The organism is Streptomyces sp. NPDC000878, assembly GCF_053599695.1.
On the sequence record NZ_JBSFMT010000004.1, the window covers coordinates 21467 to 35599 of the forward strand.

Genomic DNA, 14133 nt, shown 5'->3' on the forward strand with positions numbered 1-14133 from the left:
GTTGCGGATTCCTTACCGGTGCGACCCACGCCCCGCGCCGACCGGGGTCTCGCGGACCGGGTCGACGTCACGGTCGTAGAAATCGAGATACGCGGACGCCATGCGCACCGCGTCGAGCGAGGCGGGGACGTCGTGGACGCGCACACAGTACGCGCCGCTCACAGCGGCGAGCGCGGAGACGGCGGCCGTGGCCACGTCCCGCTCCCCGGGCGGCACTTCACCGGCGCCCCCGGCCGCGAGGGCCGCACCGATGAACCGCTTCCTCGACGCACCGACGAGCAGAGGCCCGAGTTGCCGCAGAGACCCCAGACCGGCCAGGAGCATCCAGTCGTGCTCGGGACGCTTGGAGAAGCCCAGCCCCGGATCGAGGATGATGCGGGCCGGGTCGACTCCCCGTTCCGTCAACTCCCACAGACGTCTGCCGAGTTCGTCCCTCACCTCGGCGACGACGTCACGGTAGTCCACATGACGGTCCATCTCCAGGCTCGGCGCACGCCAGTGCATGGCAACGTACGGAACACCGGCCGCGGCGACGGTCGACACCATCGCCGGGTCGGCCAGGCCGCCGCTGACGTCGTTGACCAGAGACGCTCCCGCCTCGACGGCGGCTCGGGCCACGGGCGCGCGCATGGTGTCGATGCTCGTGCACACACCGGCCCGGGCCAGTTCACGCACCACCGGCACGGTCCGGGCCAGCTCCTCCGCCAGGCCCACGGGCCGCGCCCCCGGTCTGGTGGACTCGCCGCCCACGTCCACGATGTCCGCGCCCTGAGCGGCGAGTTCCAGTCCCCGGTCGATCGCGGCCCGGTTGTCCACGTACAGGCCGCCGTCGGAGAAGGAGTCGGGCGTGACGTTGAGGATCCCCATGACCAGACATCGGCCCGGCCGTGGCAATCCCTCCAGCCCCGCGGGTGTTCTCGACCGCCTTACGGCGGCGTCCTGCATGGTCGACATCTGCGGCAACCTCCTTGATCCCGCGTCCCATCGCGGAAAAGGAATGCTAAATCGATTAGGCCGTGATGTTACAGGAGGAGTACTAAATCGTTCTAGTCATCCCGCGTGATTATCTTCGACATCGTCGGCACCGCCGCCGACGGGTTCGCCGACAGGCGCTCGCAGCGGGCCTGAGAACACCGACGCCCCTGCTTCGCCGTCCGAGGTTGGCCGACGTCCGGGCGTCTCAGCGGTCGCGCAGGGCCGTCAGGGTGGCGTCCAGGTCAGTCGCGCGGGGCCGGTTGTGGGGCAGCTTGGCAAGCATGGCCGCCATGCCGCAGGTGTTGGTGAGGGCGGAGAAGACCAGGCCGCCCGCGATGCCCGCGGAGACGAGCTGGAAGGCCGGGTGCACGAGCAGGCCGAAGGCGAGTCCGAGAAGTACCACGGCGCCGGCGGTGAAGCGGACCTGGCGTTCCATGCTCCAGGTGGCGCGGGGTATGTCGCAGACCGCGGGCTGGTGCAGGTCGTGGCCGGCGGCAGCCCAGGCGGTGGTGCCGCCGGTCAGGGTGGCGGTGGGGATGCCGTGCTCGGCCAGGAGCTTGCAGGCGTTCTCGGAGCGGGCACCGGAGGCGCATACGACGAGGACGTCGCCACGCTCGGTGGCCTTCCGGATCTCGGGCAGTGCGCGCCGCAGGTGGTCCACGGGGATGTTGAGGGCGCCGGGCAGGTGCCCCGAGGCGTACTCGCCCGGTGTCCGTACGTCGATGACGGTCAGCTCGTGCAGTCGGTCGCCGGCCTGGCCGGTGTCGAGGGCAACGGGTGTGCGGGGAGCGGTCATGGCTGGTGTGATCCTTGTCTTCGATGATTCCCCGAAACCGGGGCGTACAGTACCCCTAGGGGTATTGATGGAGGAGTGGTCGTGGAACTGGATCTCGCGGGTGCGGAGCTCAAGTCCGTACTGAACCGGCTGCGTCGGGCACAGGGTCAGATCGCCGGTGTGATCCGGATGATCGAGGAGGGGCGTGACTGCGAGGACGTCGTCACCCAGCTCGCCGCCGCCTCCAAGGCCTTGGACCGGGCGGGCTTCGCGATCATCGCCACCGGTCTGCAGCAGTGCCTGACCGACACCGAGAAGGCGCAGCACAACGGCGAGTCGGCGGAGCAGATGCGCGCCCGGCTGGAGAAGCTCTTCCTGTCGCTGGCGTGAGACGCGGGGGCGTGGGCCGCCTGCCGTGTGCCGCCGCCGTATGGCCGGTGCGCATCACACCACCGCGTCGATCAGCATGAAAGCGGCCACCGCCAGCAGTACCACCGCGAAGATCCGCTGAAGCATGCCCCCGGAGACCTTGGCGGCGAGGCGTTTGCCGTCCCATGCGCCGAGGACCGCGGCCCCGACGAACGGGCCGATGACAGCCCAGTCCAGCCCGTCGGCCGTGCCGGCGCGCATCGCGAGAGCTGCCACCGAGTTGACGGAGATGACGAGCAGGCTGGTGCCCACCGCCTCCCGCATCCGCAGCCCCAGCACCCCGACCAGGGCCGGTACGGCCAGGAAGCCGCCGCCGACGCCCAGCACGCCGGTGACCGCGCCCAGACCCCCTCCGGCGCCGGCCGCGCGGACCGGCCGCACGTGACCAGAACCGGCCGTATGCCCCGGGCGGAGCATCCGCACCGCGGCCACCGCCGCGACGGCAGCGAACGCGCAGGTCAGGACGGACTGGGAAAGGCGCCCGGCGACAGCGCCGCCGAGGACGGCCGGGCCGACGCCGGCTGCCGCGAACAGCAGCCCGGTACGCCAGCGCACGTTGCCGTCGCGGGCGTGTGCGGGCAGGGCGGTGGCCGAGGTGACGGCGACGATGACGAGGCTGGCCGTGGTGGCCGCGACCGGGGTGAAGTCGAGCAGGTAGATCAGGGCGGGGACGGCCAGGACACTGCCACCGCCCCCGAGTGCCCCGAGCGCCAGGCCTATGACGGCCCCGGCGACCAGGGCGAGTATCAGAGCACTCACGCGATCGTGCCGTCCTCGCCCAGCGCGGTCACCACAGGCAGTCCGATGTGAGCCCAGTCCTGCATCCCGCCGATCACGTCGACGGCGTCCGCGCCCCGCGCCGTCAGCAGCTCGGCGGCCCGCCGGGAACGGTTGCCGGAGCGGCAGATGACGACCAGCGGTCGCCCCTGGACCGCGGCGGGGAGACCGGCTCCGTCCGCCAGCGCCGACAGGGGCAGGTGGACGGCGCGGGGAGCGTGCCCCGCCTGCCACTCGTCCGGTTCACGCACATCCAGCAGTACGGCGTCACCGTCATCCGCGGCATCACCGCCGCCGGTGCGGGCGACCGCCTGCTGAACGGTGACCCGGCCCGGGCCACGTAGGAACACACTCATCGGAACCTTCCGCTTCTCATCACGTCCGACACCCACTGGTCGGGCATCCGTCGCCGTCAGGCGGTCCGGACGGCCAGCCCCGCCGCCTGGGCGTTGTCGTAGGCGTCGTCCACGGCGACGACGGTGCGGCCCGCCGCGTCCAGCAGGGAGGCGGCGATGGCCGCGCGCATTCCGCCGGCGCAGTGCACCCACACCTCGCCCGGAGGAATCTCGGCGAGCCGGCGGTGCAGCAGGTGAAGGGGGAGGTGGACCGAGCTCTCGACGAAGCCGCCGACGCGTTCGGACGCACGCCGGACGTCCAGGACGACGACGTCCTCGCTCCCGCGCCGCTCGGCGAGGCCGGCGAAGGTGGCGCGCGGGAACGACCCCAGGGTCTCGCCCGCCCGCACCCAGCCCGACGGCTCACCCGCGGCCGCGGCGGCCGGCCGGTCGATGCCGACCCGGACGAGTTCCCGCTGGGCGGCGGCCAGCTGTTCGGCCGACTCCGCAAGCAGGGTCACGGGCTTGCCCCACGGGATCAGCCAGGCCAGATAGGTGCCGAGTTGCCCCTCGGCCTCGAAGTTGAACGAACCCGAGACATGCCCCGCCGCGAACGCGACACGGTTGCGCAGGTCCACCACCCACTCCCCCGCGGCCAGCCGGGCGGCGATCTCCTCGGCGTCGGCCGGGGCGGGCGGGGTGAGGTCGACCGGCGCGGGCCCGGCGGCGTTGGCGGGGCCCATGTGCGTGTAGTACGCGGGGACCTCGTCCAGTCCGTCGAGCAGGTCGGCGACGAAGGTGTCGACATCCCGGGTGAGCGCCTCGTTGGCCGCCTTCTCCTTGCCGATGGTCGTGTCGCTTCCGTCGGCCTGGCCGGCAGAGCAGAAGCTGCCGAAACCGTGGGTGGGCAACACGGCCGTCTCGTCCGGCAGTTCGGCCGCTAGCCGGTGCGCCGAGGCATGCTGGGCGCGGGCCAGACGTTCGGTCAGGCGCGGCTCGACAAGGTCGGGGCGGCCGACCGTGCCTATGAGCAGCGAACCGCCGGTGAACACCGCGACCGCCACCCCGTCCTCCTCCAGGACGTACGAGGTGTGGTGCGGAGTGTGACCGGGGGTGGCCATGGCCCGCAGGGTCAAGCCGGCCTCGCTGTCCACATCCGTGACCTCCCCGTCCCGCACGGGTGTCCGCGCGAACGAGACCCGGGCAGCGGCGGGGACCAGATAGGCGGCACCGGTGATCCGTGCCAGCTCCAGGCCGCCGGTGACGTAGTCGTTGTGGATGTGCGTCTCGACGACGTGGGATATCCGCACCCCGCGCCGGGCCGCCGCGGCCAGGACCTGGTCGAAGTCGCGCGGCGGGTCCACCGCCACCGCTGTGCGCTCACCGCCTGCGAGGTAACTGCGGTTGCCGAGGCCTGCCAGCTCAATGGTGTCGACGAAGAACACGCGGATGATCCCTTCCAGTGGAGATTTACCCCCGGGGGTATACAGACGACAGTAGCACGGGTACCCCAGGGGGTATTTTTCGGCAGAGGCGAGACCCTTCCCGGACACAACCCGGGACGACACGAGTACCGACCACACGCCGAGACGCCCCGCCCCGGCCCGCCGGGCCAGAAGACCCACCGCCATGCGCGACGACCGCACCACGCTTCTCGGCACCAAATTCGCCACCACAGTGAGCCGCGTCCACGACGCGCTCGCCGAGCAGGGGTTCGGCGCCCCGCACTCGGATCTGCGGTCAGGCACGACCTTTGAGCATGCCGTGCCAGTACAGGGCGGGCAGGCCGTAGCGCTTGAGCAGCCACATGTCATGGCGCTCCTTGGTGGTGTCGAGCAGGGGGATGCTGGGGGCGGGGTTCTGGTCGTAGTCGAATTCGGCGAGCAGCATCCTGTTGCGCGCGGTGACCAGCGGGCACGAGGTGTAGCCGTCGTAGCGGCGCTGCCCGTCGCGGCGCTCACCCTTCATCTCGGCGAGCAGGTTGGCGGCCACGACGGGAGCCTGCTTTCGGACGGCGGCGCCGGTCTTGGAGGTGGGCAGGTTGGCGACGTCGCCAAGGGCGAACACATTGCGGTGGCTCGGGTGTTGAAGGGTGTACTTGTCGGCTTCGACGTAGCCGTAGGGGCTCGCAGGGTCGGCCAGCGGGCTGCGCTTGACCCAGTCGGGGGCGCTCTGTGGCGGTACAGCGTGGAGCAGGTCGAAGGTCAGGTCCTCTTCGATGCCGGCGGCGTGGTCGGCAATGGTCAGTTCACGGGCCGCGCCGTCGACGGCGGTCATCTCGGAGTTCAGCCGGACCTCGATGCCGTAGCGGTCGGCGACCTGCTCCAGGGCCCGGCGCCAGACCGGTACCCCGAACATGGAGTCGGCGGGCAGGACGAGGATCACCCTGATACGGTCCAGGACTCCTTGCCTGCGCCAGTGGTCGGCAGCCAGGTAGGCGATTTTCTGCGGGGCGCCGCCGCACTTGACCGGGCCGGTGGGCTGGGTGAAGACCGCGGTGCCCGAGCGCAGGCCGCGGATCAACTCCCAGGTGTAGGGAGCGTGCTCGAAGGAGTAGTTGCTGGAGACTCCGCCGTGTCCGACCGCGGTGTCCAGGCCGGGGACCTTGCCCCAGTCCAGCTGTAGGCCAGGAGCCATCACCAGGTAGTCATAACCGACCCTGCGGTCCGCGGTGGTGGTGACGGTCCCCGCCTCAGGGTCGACGGCGGTGGCGGCCTCGCGGATCCAGCGCACCTGCCGGGGCATGACGGAGGCTTCGGGGCGGCGGGTGATGCCGAGCGGGGCCCGGCCGCCGCCGACCAGGGTCCACAGCGGCTGATACCAGTGGACGTCGGCCGGTTCGAGCACCGCGATGTCGGTGACACCCGCGCGGCGCAGCCGGGCCGCGGCCGTGATCCCGGCGGTGCCACCTCCCACGATCAGCACCCGGTGGTGGTCACGGGCGGAACTGGAGGCGGAGGACATGGATGACATGAAGGGCGCTCCTCACTGTCTGCGCTTTATACCCCCTGGGGTATCTGCGCAGATGGTAGGTCGCATTCCACGCGGGGGCCAATGACGGCGCGGACAATTGCCCGACAGACAAGGAGAGTTGACAGGTTCGACGTGGGCATGCGCGGGGTGTTCCGGAGTGCGGCAGGCCCCCTGCGCGCCTGCCGCGCCGACCGCACACGAGAGCATGACGAGTGAGCATCGGCTCGGCGCCGAGCTGGGCCCCGTCCTGCCTGCCGGACCCCGGGCCCCCGAGGAGGCCGGCCTCAGGGGGCGCCGACCAGCGCCGCGCCCGGGCTGCACCCCCAGGAGCACGCCATTCCGGCCGGCATCAGCATCGACTGCTACGTCCGTCTGGAACAAGGGCAGCGAGCCCGAGCGGCTGCGCAACCTGGCCACGCTCGCACCGACCAGCTGACTACGATGCCGCTCGGCCTCCACCACGGTCTGCCACAAGTCACACTGCGGACCAGCCGTCGTCGACGGGCAGGACAGCGCCGTTGATGTTGCTTGCCGCGTCGGAGGCGAGGAAGACGATGGCGGCGGCCTGCTCCTCAGGAGTGGACCGCTTGCCGGGGTTGGTGCGGAGAAGTTCACGTAGGACCGCTGCCCCGTGGGGGCCTTCCCCCGTGTCGGCCTGGGTCGGACCGGCGCCCAAGGCCTGTGCGAGGGCGGCGAGTTTGGCGGGGTCGGCAGCCATGGAGTTGGCCAGGATGTTGGTCTGCGTCCCTCCGGGGGCGATGGCGTTGGCGCGGATGCCCTGCCCGCGGTACATGACGGCGAGGTTCTTCACCAGGCCGACGATGCCGTGCTTGGAGGCGGTGTAGGCAGCACCGGCCGCGCTGCCGCGCAGGGCTGCCTCGGACGCGGTGAAGACGATCGCGCCACGGCCCGCGATCAGCATGTACGGAAGGACAGCACGGGTCAGCAGGAAGGGCGCAGTGAGGTTGATCCGTATGACCCGCTCCCATTCCGCGTCGTCGGTGTCGAGAACGGCTGACATGCTGTCCGTGATGCCGGCATTGTTCACCAGCACGTCCAGGCTCCCGAAGGTCTGCACAGCCGTGGCAACCACGTCGTTCACCACCTGAGGATCGCTGAGGTCGCCGGCGACCGCGCGGGCGGTTCCTCCCGCTCTCCCGATCTCCTCCACGGTCTGCTCGGCGCCGTCCTTGTTCAGATCCGCGACGAGGACCTTTGCGCCCCCTCGGCGAAACTCACAGCCGTGGCCCGGCCGATGCCCGCCGCCGCTCCGGTGACGATGACGCTGCGGCCTTCAAAACCCGTGTTGCCCATGGGGTGTTCCTCGTTTCTGTATGCGTTCTCCGTGCTGGTCGTGTCTGAGTGCGAGACGGGGGCGTTGCCCTGTCCGAGGTCCAACCCTTCGATGGCTTGCAGTCGTACTGCGGCCCGGCGGCCCGGTGTGGTGAGCCACAGCCCGCCGGTGTCCGCAGGCCCGGCGGCGGATCCCGAGGGGGGTCCCACCGCCGGGCCCGGGGGTGCGCCGTACCCCCGTCCCACGGGGTCGACGCGACGGGGCCGCTTCCGCTCAGAGCGACCCCGGCCGAAGGGCCCCGGTCGTCACCAGGCGACGGGCAGTTCGTGGACGCCGTAGGTGGCCATGTCGTACCGGAACCTCACCTGCTCCAGCGGCACCGCCAGGCGGAGATCCGGCAGCCTGCGCAGCAGGGTGGGCAGGGCGACCTGTAACTCCACGCGGGCCAGTGACTGGCCGAGGCACTGGTGGACGCCATAGCCGAAGGCGACGTGACCGCGGGCGTTGCGGTCGATGTCGAAGGTGTCGGGCCGGTCGAGGAAGGCCGCGTCACGATTGGCCGCGGACAGGTTCATGACGAGGGCCTCCCCCGCCCGCACGAGTTGCCCGCCGATGGTGAGGTCCTCGGTGGCCACGCGCAGAATGTTGTTCTGAACAATCGTCAGGTAGCGCAGCAGTTCCTCTACCGCGCTCGCAAGGACGGCGGGGTCGTCGGTGTCTCGGATCCGGGCCAGTTGGTCCGGGTTCTGCAGGAGGGTCAGGGTGCCCAGGGCGATCATGTTGGACGTGGTCTCGTGTCCGGCGATCAGGAGGATGATGCCGTTCATCGCCAGTGCCTCGCGGCTGATTTCACCTGCGGCGACCCGCTCGCCGAGGAGTCGGCTGATGAGGTCGTCCTTCGGTTCGCGTTCCTTGCGTCCCACGAGTTCGAGCAGGTAGCCGTAGAGGGCGCGCCACGGGCCACGTTCTTCTCCTCGTCCGTGGCGCTCGCCTCGTGCAGGGTGGCGCTGTGCTCCTGGAAGAAGGCGTGGTCGGAGTAGGGCACCCCCAGCATCAAGGAGATCACCAGGGACGGGATGGGCAACGCGTAGTCGTGAACGAGGTCCGCGGGCTGTCCCTTTCCGATCATCCGCTCGAGGAAGTCGTCTGCCAGCTGCTGGATGTGCGGGCGCATCTGCTCGACGCGTTTGACCATGAAATCCTTGGTGAGCATGCGGCGCAGACGCCCGTGCTCGGGGTCGTCCATCCGCGGGAACATCGGGGGCTCGCCCTCGGCGATCATGTCCGAACCCGGGAATTCCGGACGCGTGATGTCCGCGCTGACGCGCTGATCGCTCATGGCCGCCCGGATGTCCTCGTACCGGCTGACCACCCACACGGGGTGGCCGTACCAGTGCGCCCGCTGCAGCCCTTCCTCCCGGCGCCAGTCGGAGTACTGCGGGGGCGGGTCGAAGGGACAGCGCTCGGCGCGAGTGGCGGGGAAGGCGGGGACGCCGTTCATGTCGGGCGTGGTACTTGTGCTCATGGATTGCTCCTGTGGGGGGATGCGGAGGATGCGACACCGCTCACGAGACGCGGTGTCCGTCGAGTCGAAGGCGTGTGACGATCAGGCGGCAGATGCGCCGGGAGGGCGATGGTCATGCCGTGTGCCGTCCTGTGCACCGGTAATCACGATCCGGTTCATGACTCCGCCATGTGGATGGCTGCCGCCGGGCAGACCACGGCCGATTCGCGGACCGCGTCGTGCAGGTCCGGCGCCGGCGTCTCGTCGAGGAGCACCACTAGGCCGTCTTCTTCGCGCTGGTCGAATACCTCGGGCGCGAGCATCACGCACTGCCCGGAGGCGACGCACTTGGGGACGTCGACTTGTACTTTCATCGGGACCTCCGTGTTGAACTGTGTGGGGGCAATGGGGTGTTGGAGGGTGGTGGGGAACGTCAAGCACTCTGTGAACGTCAGGCACTCGGCACCCGCAGGAGGAGATCGGCAACGGCCTCGGGTTCGCTGATCATCAGGTCGTGGCCGGTGTCGACGTCCCACAGGCGGCCGGCCGCACGCGCCGGCTCCATCCGGGCCGGATCGCGATGGGGCAGCGTCGATGTGCACACGATCTGGGTCTGCGGGATCGCCCACAGCGCGGACTCATTGTTCAGCCGCAACGGCTGCTCGAAGCACCTGTAGGGGTGAGGGGTGAGTTTCGGCGTCATCCAGGCGATGGCGTCGGGGTCGGTCACGCCGTAGTGCGGGATCGGCTCGGTGCCGGGGAACATCACCAGCTCGACGCCCTCGACCACCTTGCCCTTGCTGCGGACGGTCGCCTTCGGAGACAGGTCGCTGAGGGACTGACCGTCGACGGGGGTGGCGGCGTCCAGGTAGACGAGGTGGCCGATCCGGTCGGCGGCGCGGTCGGCGACGCCGGTGACGACCATCCCGCCGTAGCTGTGGCCCACCAGGATCACGTCGCGCAGATCCTCGTACTCCAACACCTGGACGACGTCCTTGATGTGGAAGTCGAGATCGATGTCCGGGCGGAGCAGATGCGACCGCTCGCCGACGCCGGTCAGGGTCGGGGCGTACACCTCGCGTCCGGCCTCCCGCAGGAGCCGCGCGGCGGGCTGATAACACCATCCGCCGTGGGCGCCGCCGTGTACAAGGACGTATGTGGCCATGGCAGTTCTCCTCGTGGTCCGGGTTCCCGGGAGTTCCGGGTCCCTTGTGGGGGGACCAGAGCGTTGGTCCGAGCGGTGGGGACGGAGACGTGCCGCGTACGTAGGGGGTGTGGGAGAGGGACGAAACGCGGGCGCTACGCCTTGGTGGCGGCGTTCGCGGGGGTGGACGGTTCGGCGGCCGTGGTCGCTGTCGCCTGTGTGCCGGCGAGCGGACGTTGACGCGGGAGGAGAGCAGCGAGGGCGAGGAGGGCCGCGCCGGAGCCGATGGCCATGATCGCCTTGAAGGCGTTTTCGGAAGGCAGGGCTGTGGTGCCGAAGGTGGTGGTCATCTGGGCGAGGATCACACCCGCCAGGGCGCTGGAGACGGAAGTGCCAACGGCCCGCATCAAGGTGTTGAGGCTGTTGGCGGCAGCGGTCTCGGACACCGGCACCGCGCTCATGATGAGCGAGGGCAGGGCCCCGTAGGCGAAGCCGACGCCGGCGCCGATGATGCAGGAGATCAGCACCAGGTGCCAGACCTCGGACATCAGCACGGTGTTCAGGGCGTAGCCGCCTGCGACGATGACGGCACCGATCATCAGTGTCACCTTCGGGCCCCTGGCCTTGGAGACGCCCGCCCACACGCCTGCCGCAGCCATCATCACCAGACCCTGGGGTGCCATGACCAGGCCGACGGCCAGCAGCGACTTGCCCAGCCCGTAGCCGGTGGCCGTCGGCAGCTGCATGAGCTGCGGAACGATCAGGGACATCGCGAACATCGAGAAGCCTCACCGCTCCTGGCAGGGCTGCGACCTCGACCTCACCGGCGTCACCATCGATGGCAACATGGACTTCACCGGCGCGACGTTCTCCGGCGGCGCGGTGAACTTCGGTGGTGCGGTGTTCTCCGACGGCATGGTCGCCTTCGGCGACGCGACGTTCTCCGGCGGCGCGGTGTCCTTCGACCGCGCGACGGGTTCGATACCTCAGCTCCGATGATTCGGGGGGCGCAATCGGTCCTTTATGCCCCCTGATCTGATCGGCGACCAACAACACTCGTTCTCGACCCGAATTCGAAGGGAGAGGCCGGTGACACCGCCTGTCCCCGAGTGCCTCTCGCCGCTGCGGTGGCGGTGGATTCTGCTGATCACTCAGCGCAGGGAGGTGCGGTTCCTGTACTGGCCGCCGCGACGTCCGACCGGGCACCGGGACCTTCGGATGTTCGACCGGGACGGGTACGACGTCGGGCGGCTGGTGTGGGTGGTGTGCGATGCCTGCCGCGTCGGCAGTATCAACAAGATCTCCATCGACCCCGACTATCAGCGCCAGGGCCTCGGGCGGCGCCTGGTCCTCCGGGCGCTTACCGACGGCCCCGGCTACACCTGGCAGACCACGGGGCAGTCCCCGTAGGCCAAGCAGTTCTTCCCCGCTCTGGAGAGAGAGCTGGGGGTCGCGTTTCCCCAGTACGGCGAAGTATGCGAGCATCTCGCCTCGCCGCCCGGCTACAGGCCGCCCCCGACCGGCCGTCACCCGCGGCGCGTCCTGATACGCAACATCTCACGAAGAGGCACCCGGCTGTGCCCGCAGAACGCGAACGGCCCGCCGCTTCGGGGGAAAACGGCGGGCCGCACTGACCCTCACGGTGCCACACCCCCGGGTACGGCGCACGCCGGAACAGCGAACACCGCAGCCGCCCAGGTACTGACTCCGGGCAACGAACGGGGCCCGTCCGGCGTACGGACGGGCCCCGTGTATCGAGCGCCGGGCAGGCCTTGCACCTGCATTTCCCCGCAGGAAGCGGGGTGTCTTTCCTTGGACCACCAACGCACCACCAGCTGCCCCGAATTGCGGCGACCAGCTCAAGATCAAGTTTAGCGCATGTGGCTGGCCCTTGTGGTCTAACTTCTCTCCGTCCTCGAGAGGCGCGCTCGTGGCCTGGCCGGTGCTTGCCCGAGGGAGGAGGCGCAGGCCATCGGTCATCACGGGCTCGAAGAGGAGACGGAAGACCTAGGCGTAGTCGAGTCCGGCGCCGCTGGGTCGGCCGCTGCGGGATCGGTGGGGAGTGCCAGCACTGTGGCGAGCAGAGCGCCGACGGCACCCGCGACGCCGCCCTCCTGCCACCCGACCACTACCAGGACCACGCGCTACACCGCCGTGACGACGGCCACCATCCACCGGAACCCGGGGGATGATGCTGCTTCCTCATACCTGACAGCCTCACAGGGCGACGCGTCTACCTGAGAAGACGGGGTGTGAGGCTCACAATCGGGCCTGCCCGACTTCGTCGATGTGAAGTGAGCTCGGACCGGTGAAGTGACCGTCCCCTGCCCGCGACACCGGCGGGCAGGGGACCTCCTCGTACCTACGGTTCCGTGAGCACGTTGGTGGACTCCGCGTCCAGGGAGACTCCCGAGGGCCGGTCCGGGTCGGAGGGCCACCAAGGGGCCGTGACCGCTGCGGCGAGCATGGCGCCGACCTGGTCGGAACCCTTCGCAGTGGTGCCGGCCGGCAGGGCGAGCCGGATCCGGACGGTCCGTGACGCACCGGGCTTGAGCGTGAACACCTCTGTCTCGATGTGCGTCCGGCCCATCAGATCGGTCCACCAGCCCCGGCGGTCGATCGACCAGTGCAGCTGCCGCACGGACTCGTCGGCCGACCCTGGGAGCAGGGAGATCGCGACGCGCAGGCCGGAGCGGGTCAGACCGCCCGCCGCGTTGCGCACTCTCACCTCCCACTCCACCGCAGGGCCGCCCGCGGTCGCCCTGAGCAACTGCGGGACCTCGATGGTGAGGTGGGTGGCATCGACGGACAGATCCATCCGCACCGCGGACGCCGCCGCATGGGCAGCCGGAATCCGGCCTTCCTGGTCCGTCTGCGCGGCGATGGTGTTGCGTACGGCGGGAACCTGGCCGTCTACGTAGTCGATCTGCTGGTCGGCGGTGAACAGCCGGAACTCGATCTCCGTGCGTGCCTCGCCGCGGTGGGAGAGCGGCACCACGGCGACGAACTCCCCGTTGTCGTCCTGCTCGTTGCTCCACTGGAGCGCCACATCGTGCCACGACCCGGCTTCGCGGATCTGGAGTCGATCGGGGACGGTATCGATGTAGAGCGTCAGTTGCCGCCGGCCGGCCTGTCCGGCGGTGAGGCCCGCGACGGCGACACGGAAGGCGAGCGGCGGGCCACCGGGGACCAGCACGCGACTGTCCGCGCTGAGGCTGACGACCGGGTGAGGCGCGGACCCGCCGGCGGACGGGCTCCTGGCCGGCGCCGGCCCGCCGCATCCGGCGACGGCCGTCATGACGGCAACCAGGACGAGCGCAATGGCGAGGCCGGATGTTCGGGTCACAGGGATCCCTCCGCGAGGGACCCTACCGGCGGCGGCAACCGATGGGCGAGCCATACGTCGGGCCCGCCCCGCGCGGCCGGTGTCCTGGTGCCGGCCTCGGGGTACGGCCGTACGAGCTCAGGCCGCGACCGTCGCCAGACGGTGGAACGCCTCGGCGGTGCGGGGATGCGCGATCTCATCCAGGAGGTGCCGCCACCCGGGGTCGGCGACGGTGGGGTGTGCCTGGTCCCAGGCCGTGAACAGCGGGGCGAGGTCGCTCTCGCCGGGGATCAGGGTCAGGTCGTCCATCGTGGTGATCGTCTTGGAGGACTGCGTCGACTTCACGGGATCGTCCTTCCGGGCGGGGCCTGTGAACCTCTGGGATCGGCTGGGTTCAACGATGCCGTCGCCTGCCTTCCGGGACCATGGGTCGCCGGTGTCACGGCAAGGGCCGACGGTTCGGCGGTGATCTCGCGGATCGCGACCGAGACGAGGAAGTCGATCGCGCAGGTCGCGGAGGATCTCGGGATCAAAGAGACCACCCTGGGCAGGTGGGTGGCGCGGGCCTGGAGGGCCGCCGGGGACGGGACGTTGGGCGAGCC

Annotated in this window: 13 protein-coding genes and 3 pseudogenes; 3 read left to right on the forward strand and 13 right to left on the reverse strand. The window is 70.1% G+C overall.

Annotated elements, in window-relative coordinates; all coding sequences use genetic code 11:
* Positions 1-12 precede the first annotated feature (12 nt).
* The gene (folP, locus tag ACWDR4_RS05280; RefSeq protein ID WP_450404110.1) at positions 13-954 is read right to left on the reverse strand and encodes a dihydropteroate synthase; all 942 of its coding nucleotides are present in this window, start codon (positions 952-954) and stop codon (positions 13-15) included.
* Between the two features lie 226 nt (positions 955-1180).
* The gene (locus ACWDR4_RS05285; protein ID WP_450404112.1) at positions 1181-1771 is read right to left on the reverse strand and encodes a rhodanese-like domain-containing protein; all 591 of its coding nucleotides are present in this window, start codon (positions 1769-1771) and stop codon (positions 1181-1183) included.
* A gap of 81 nt (positions 1772-1852) precedes the next feature.
* On the opposite strand from ACWDR4_RS05285, the gene ACWDR4_RS05290 reads away from it, so the two are divergent.
* The gene (locus ACWDR4_RS05290) at positions 1853-2140 is read left to right on the forward strand and encodes a metal-sensitive transcriptional regulator (protein WP_450404115.1); all 288 of its coding nucleotides are present in this window, start codon (positions 1853-1855) and stop codon (positions 2138-2140) included.
* A 54-nt stretch (positions 2141-2194) separates the two neighbouring features.
* Here ACWDR4_RS05290 and ACWDR4_RS05295 read toward each other — a convergent pair whose 3' ends face one another.
* From ACWDR4_RS05295 to ACWDR4_RS05335, 9 genes and pseudogenes are all read right to left on the reverse strand, one after another.
* Entirely contained in the window at positions 2195-2938 is a 744-nt protein-coding gene (locus tag ACWDR4_RS05295) for a sulfite exporter TauE/SafE family protein (protein ID WP_450404117.1), read from the reverse strand.
* A complete protein-coding gene (locus ACWDR4_RS05300; RefSeq protein WP_450404119.1) occupies positions 2935-3312 on the reverse strand; it encodes a rhodanese-like domain-containing protein in 378 nt (125 codons plus the stop codon). The genes ACWDR4_RS05295 and ACWDR4_RS05300 overlap by 4 nt, the downstream gene beginning before the upstream one ends.
* Before the next feature lie 56 nt (positions 3313-3368).
* Positions 3369-4736 carry a rhodanese-like domain-containing protein gene (locus ACWDR4_RS05305; RefSeq protein WP_450404122.1) on the reverse strand — a complete coding sequence of 456 codons (1368 nt, stop codon included), beginning with the start codon at positions 4734-4736 and terminating at the stop codon, positions 3369-3371.
* Between the two features lie 295 nt (positions 4737-5031).
* Positions 5032-6264: an FAD-dependent oxidoreductase gene (locus ACWDR4_RS05310; protein WP_450404123.1), complete on the reverse strand. Its 1233-nt coding sequence runs from the start codon at positions 6262-6264 to the stop codon at positions 5032-5034.
* Between the two features lie 475 nt (positions 6265-6739).
* A pseudogene (locus tag ACWDR4_RS05315) lies at positions 6740-7578 on the reverse strand (SDR family NAD(P)-dependent oxidoreductase).
* A 285-nt stretch (positions 7579-7863) separates the two neighbouring features.
* Positions 7864-9059 (reverse strand): annotated as a pseudogene (locus tag ACWDR4_RS05320) (cytochrome P450).
* A gap of 179 nt (positions 9060-9238) precedes the next feature.
* Entirely contained in the window at positions 9239-9436 is a 198-nt protein-coding gene (locus tag ACWDR4_RS05325; RefSeq protein ID WP_450404126.1) for a ferredoxin, read from the reverse strand.
* Between the two features lie 77 nt (positions 9437-9513).
* Complete coding sequence (locus ACWDR4_RS05330) at positions 9514-10227, reverse strand: alpha/beta fold hydrolase (RefSeq protein ID WP_450404128.1); 714 nt, start codon at positions 10225-10227, stop codon at positions 9514-9516.
* Positions 10228-10361: 134 nt separating this feature from the next.
* Positions 10362-10994, reverse strand: a pseudogene (locus ACWDR4_RS05335) (MFS transporter); the annotation flags it as partial.
* Between ACWDR4_RS05335 and ACWDR4_RS05340 the strand changes: the two are divergent.
* Together ACWDR4_RS05340 and ACWDR4_RS05345 are read left to right on the forward strand one after the other, a co-directional pair.
* On the forward strand, positions 10951-11205 hold the full coding sequence (locus ACWDR4_RS05340; protein ID WP_450404131.1) for a pentapeptide repeat-containing protein: 255 nt from the start codon (positions 10951-10953) through the stop codon (positions 11203-11205). The pseudogene ACWDR4_RS05335 and the gene ACWDR4_RS05340 sit on opposite strands and share 44 nt — an antisense overlap.
* Before the next feature lie 90 nt (positions 11206-11295).
* Positions 11296-11616 (forward strand): GNAT family N-acetyltransferase, encoded by a 321-nt coding sequence (locus ACWDR4_RS05345; protein ID WP_450404133.1) that lies wholly within the window; start codon positions 11296-11298, stop codon positions 11614-11616.
* 952 nt (positions 11617-12568) lie between these two features.
* Here ACWDR4_RS05345 and ACWDR4_RS05350 read toward each other — a convergent pair.
* Positions 12569-13552: a hypothetical protein gene (locus ACWDR4_RS05350; protein WP_450404135.1), complete on the reverse strand. Its 984-nt coding sequence runs from the start codon at positions 13550-13552 to the stop codon at positions 12569-12571.
* Positions 13553-13669: 117 nt separating this feature from the next.
* Positions 13670-13876, reverse strand: a complete 207-nt coding sequence (locus ACWDR4_RS05355) for a hypothetical protein (RefSeq protein WP_450404665.1) — start codon at positions 13874-13876, stop codon at positions 13670-13672.
* Between the last annotated feature and the right edge of the window lie 257 nt (positions 13877-14133).

Coding starts and splice junctions, on each gene's coding strand:
- folP (WP_450404110.1), bottom strand. CDS start 954: ATGTCGACCATGCAGGACGCCGCCGTAAGGCGGTCGAGAACACCCGCG.
- ACWDR4_RS05285 (WP_450404112.1), bottom strand. CDS start 1,771: ATGACCGCTCCCCGCACACCCGTTGCCCTCGACACCGGCCAGGCCGGC.
- ACWDR4_RS05300 (WP_450404119.1), bottom strand. CDS start 3,312: ATGAGTGTGTTCCTACGTGGCCCGGGCCGGGTCACCGTTCAGCAGGCG.
- ACWDR4_RS05310 (WP_450404123.1), bottom strand. CDS start 6,264: ATGTCATCCATGTCCTCCGCCTCCAGTTCCGCCCGTGACCACCACCGG.
- ACWDR4_RS05325 (WP_450404126.1), bottom strand. CDS start 9,436: ATGAAAGTACAAGTCGACGTCCCCAAGTGCGTCGCCTCCGGGCAGTGC.
- ACWDR4_RS05330 (WP_450404128.1), bottom strand. CDS start 10,227: ATGGCCACATACGTCCTTGTACACGGCGGCGCCCACGGCGGATGGTGT.
- ACWDR4_RS05340 (WP_450404131.1), top strand. CDS start 10,951: ATGAGCTGCGGAACGATCAGGGACATCGCGAACATCGAGAAGCCTCAC.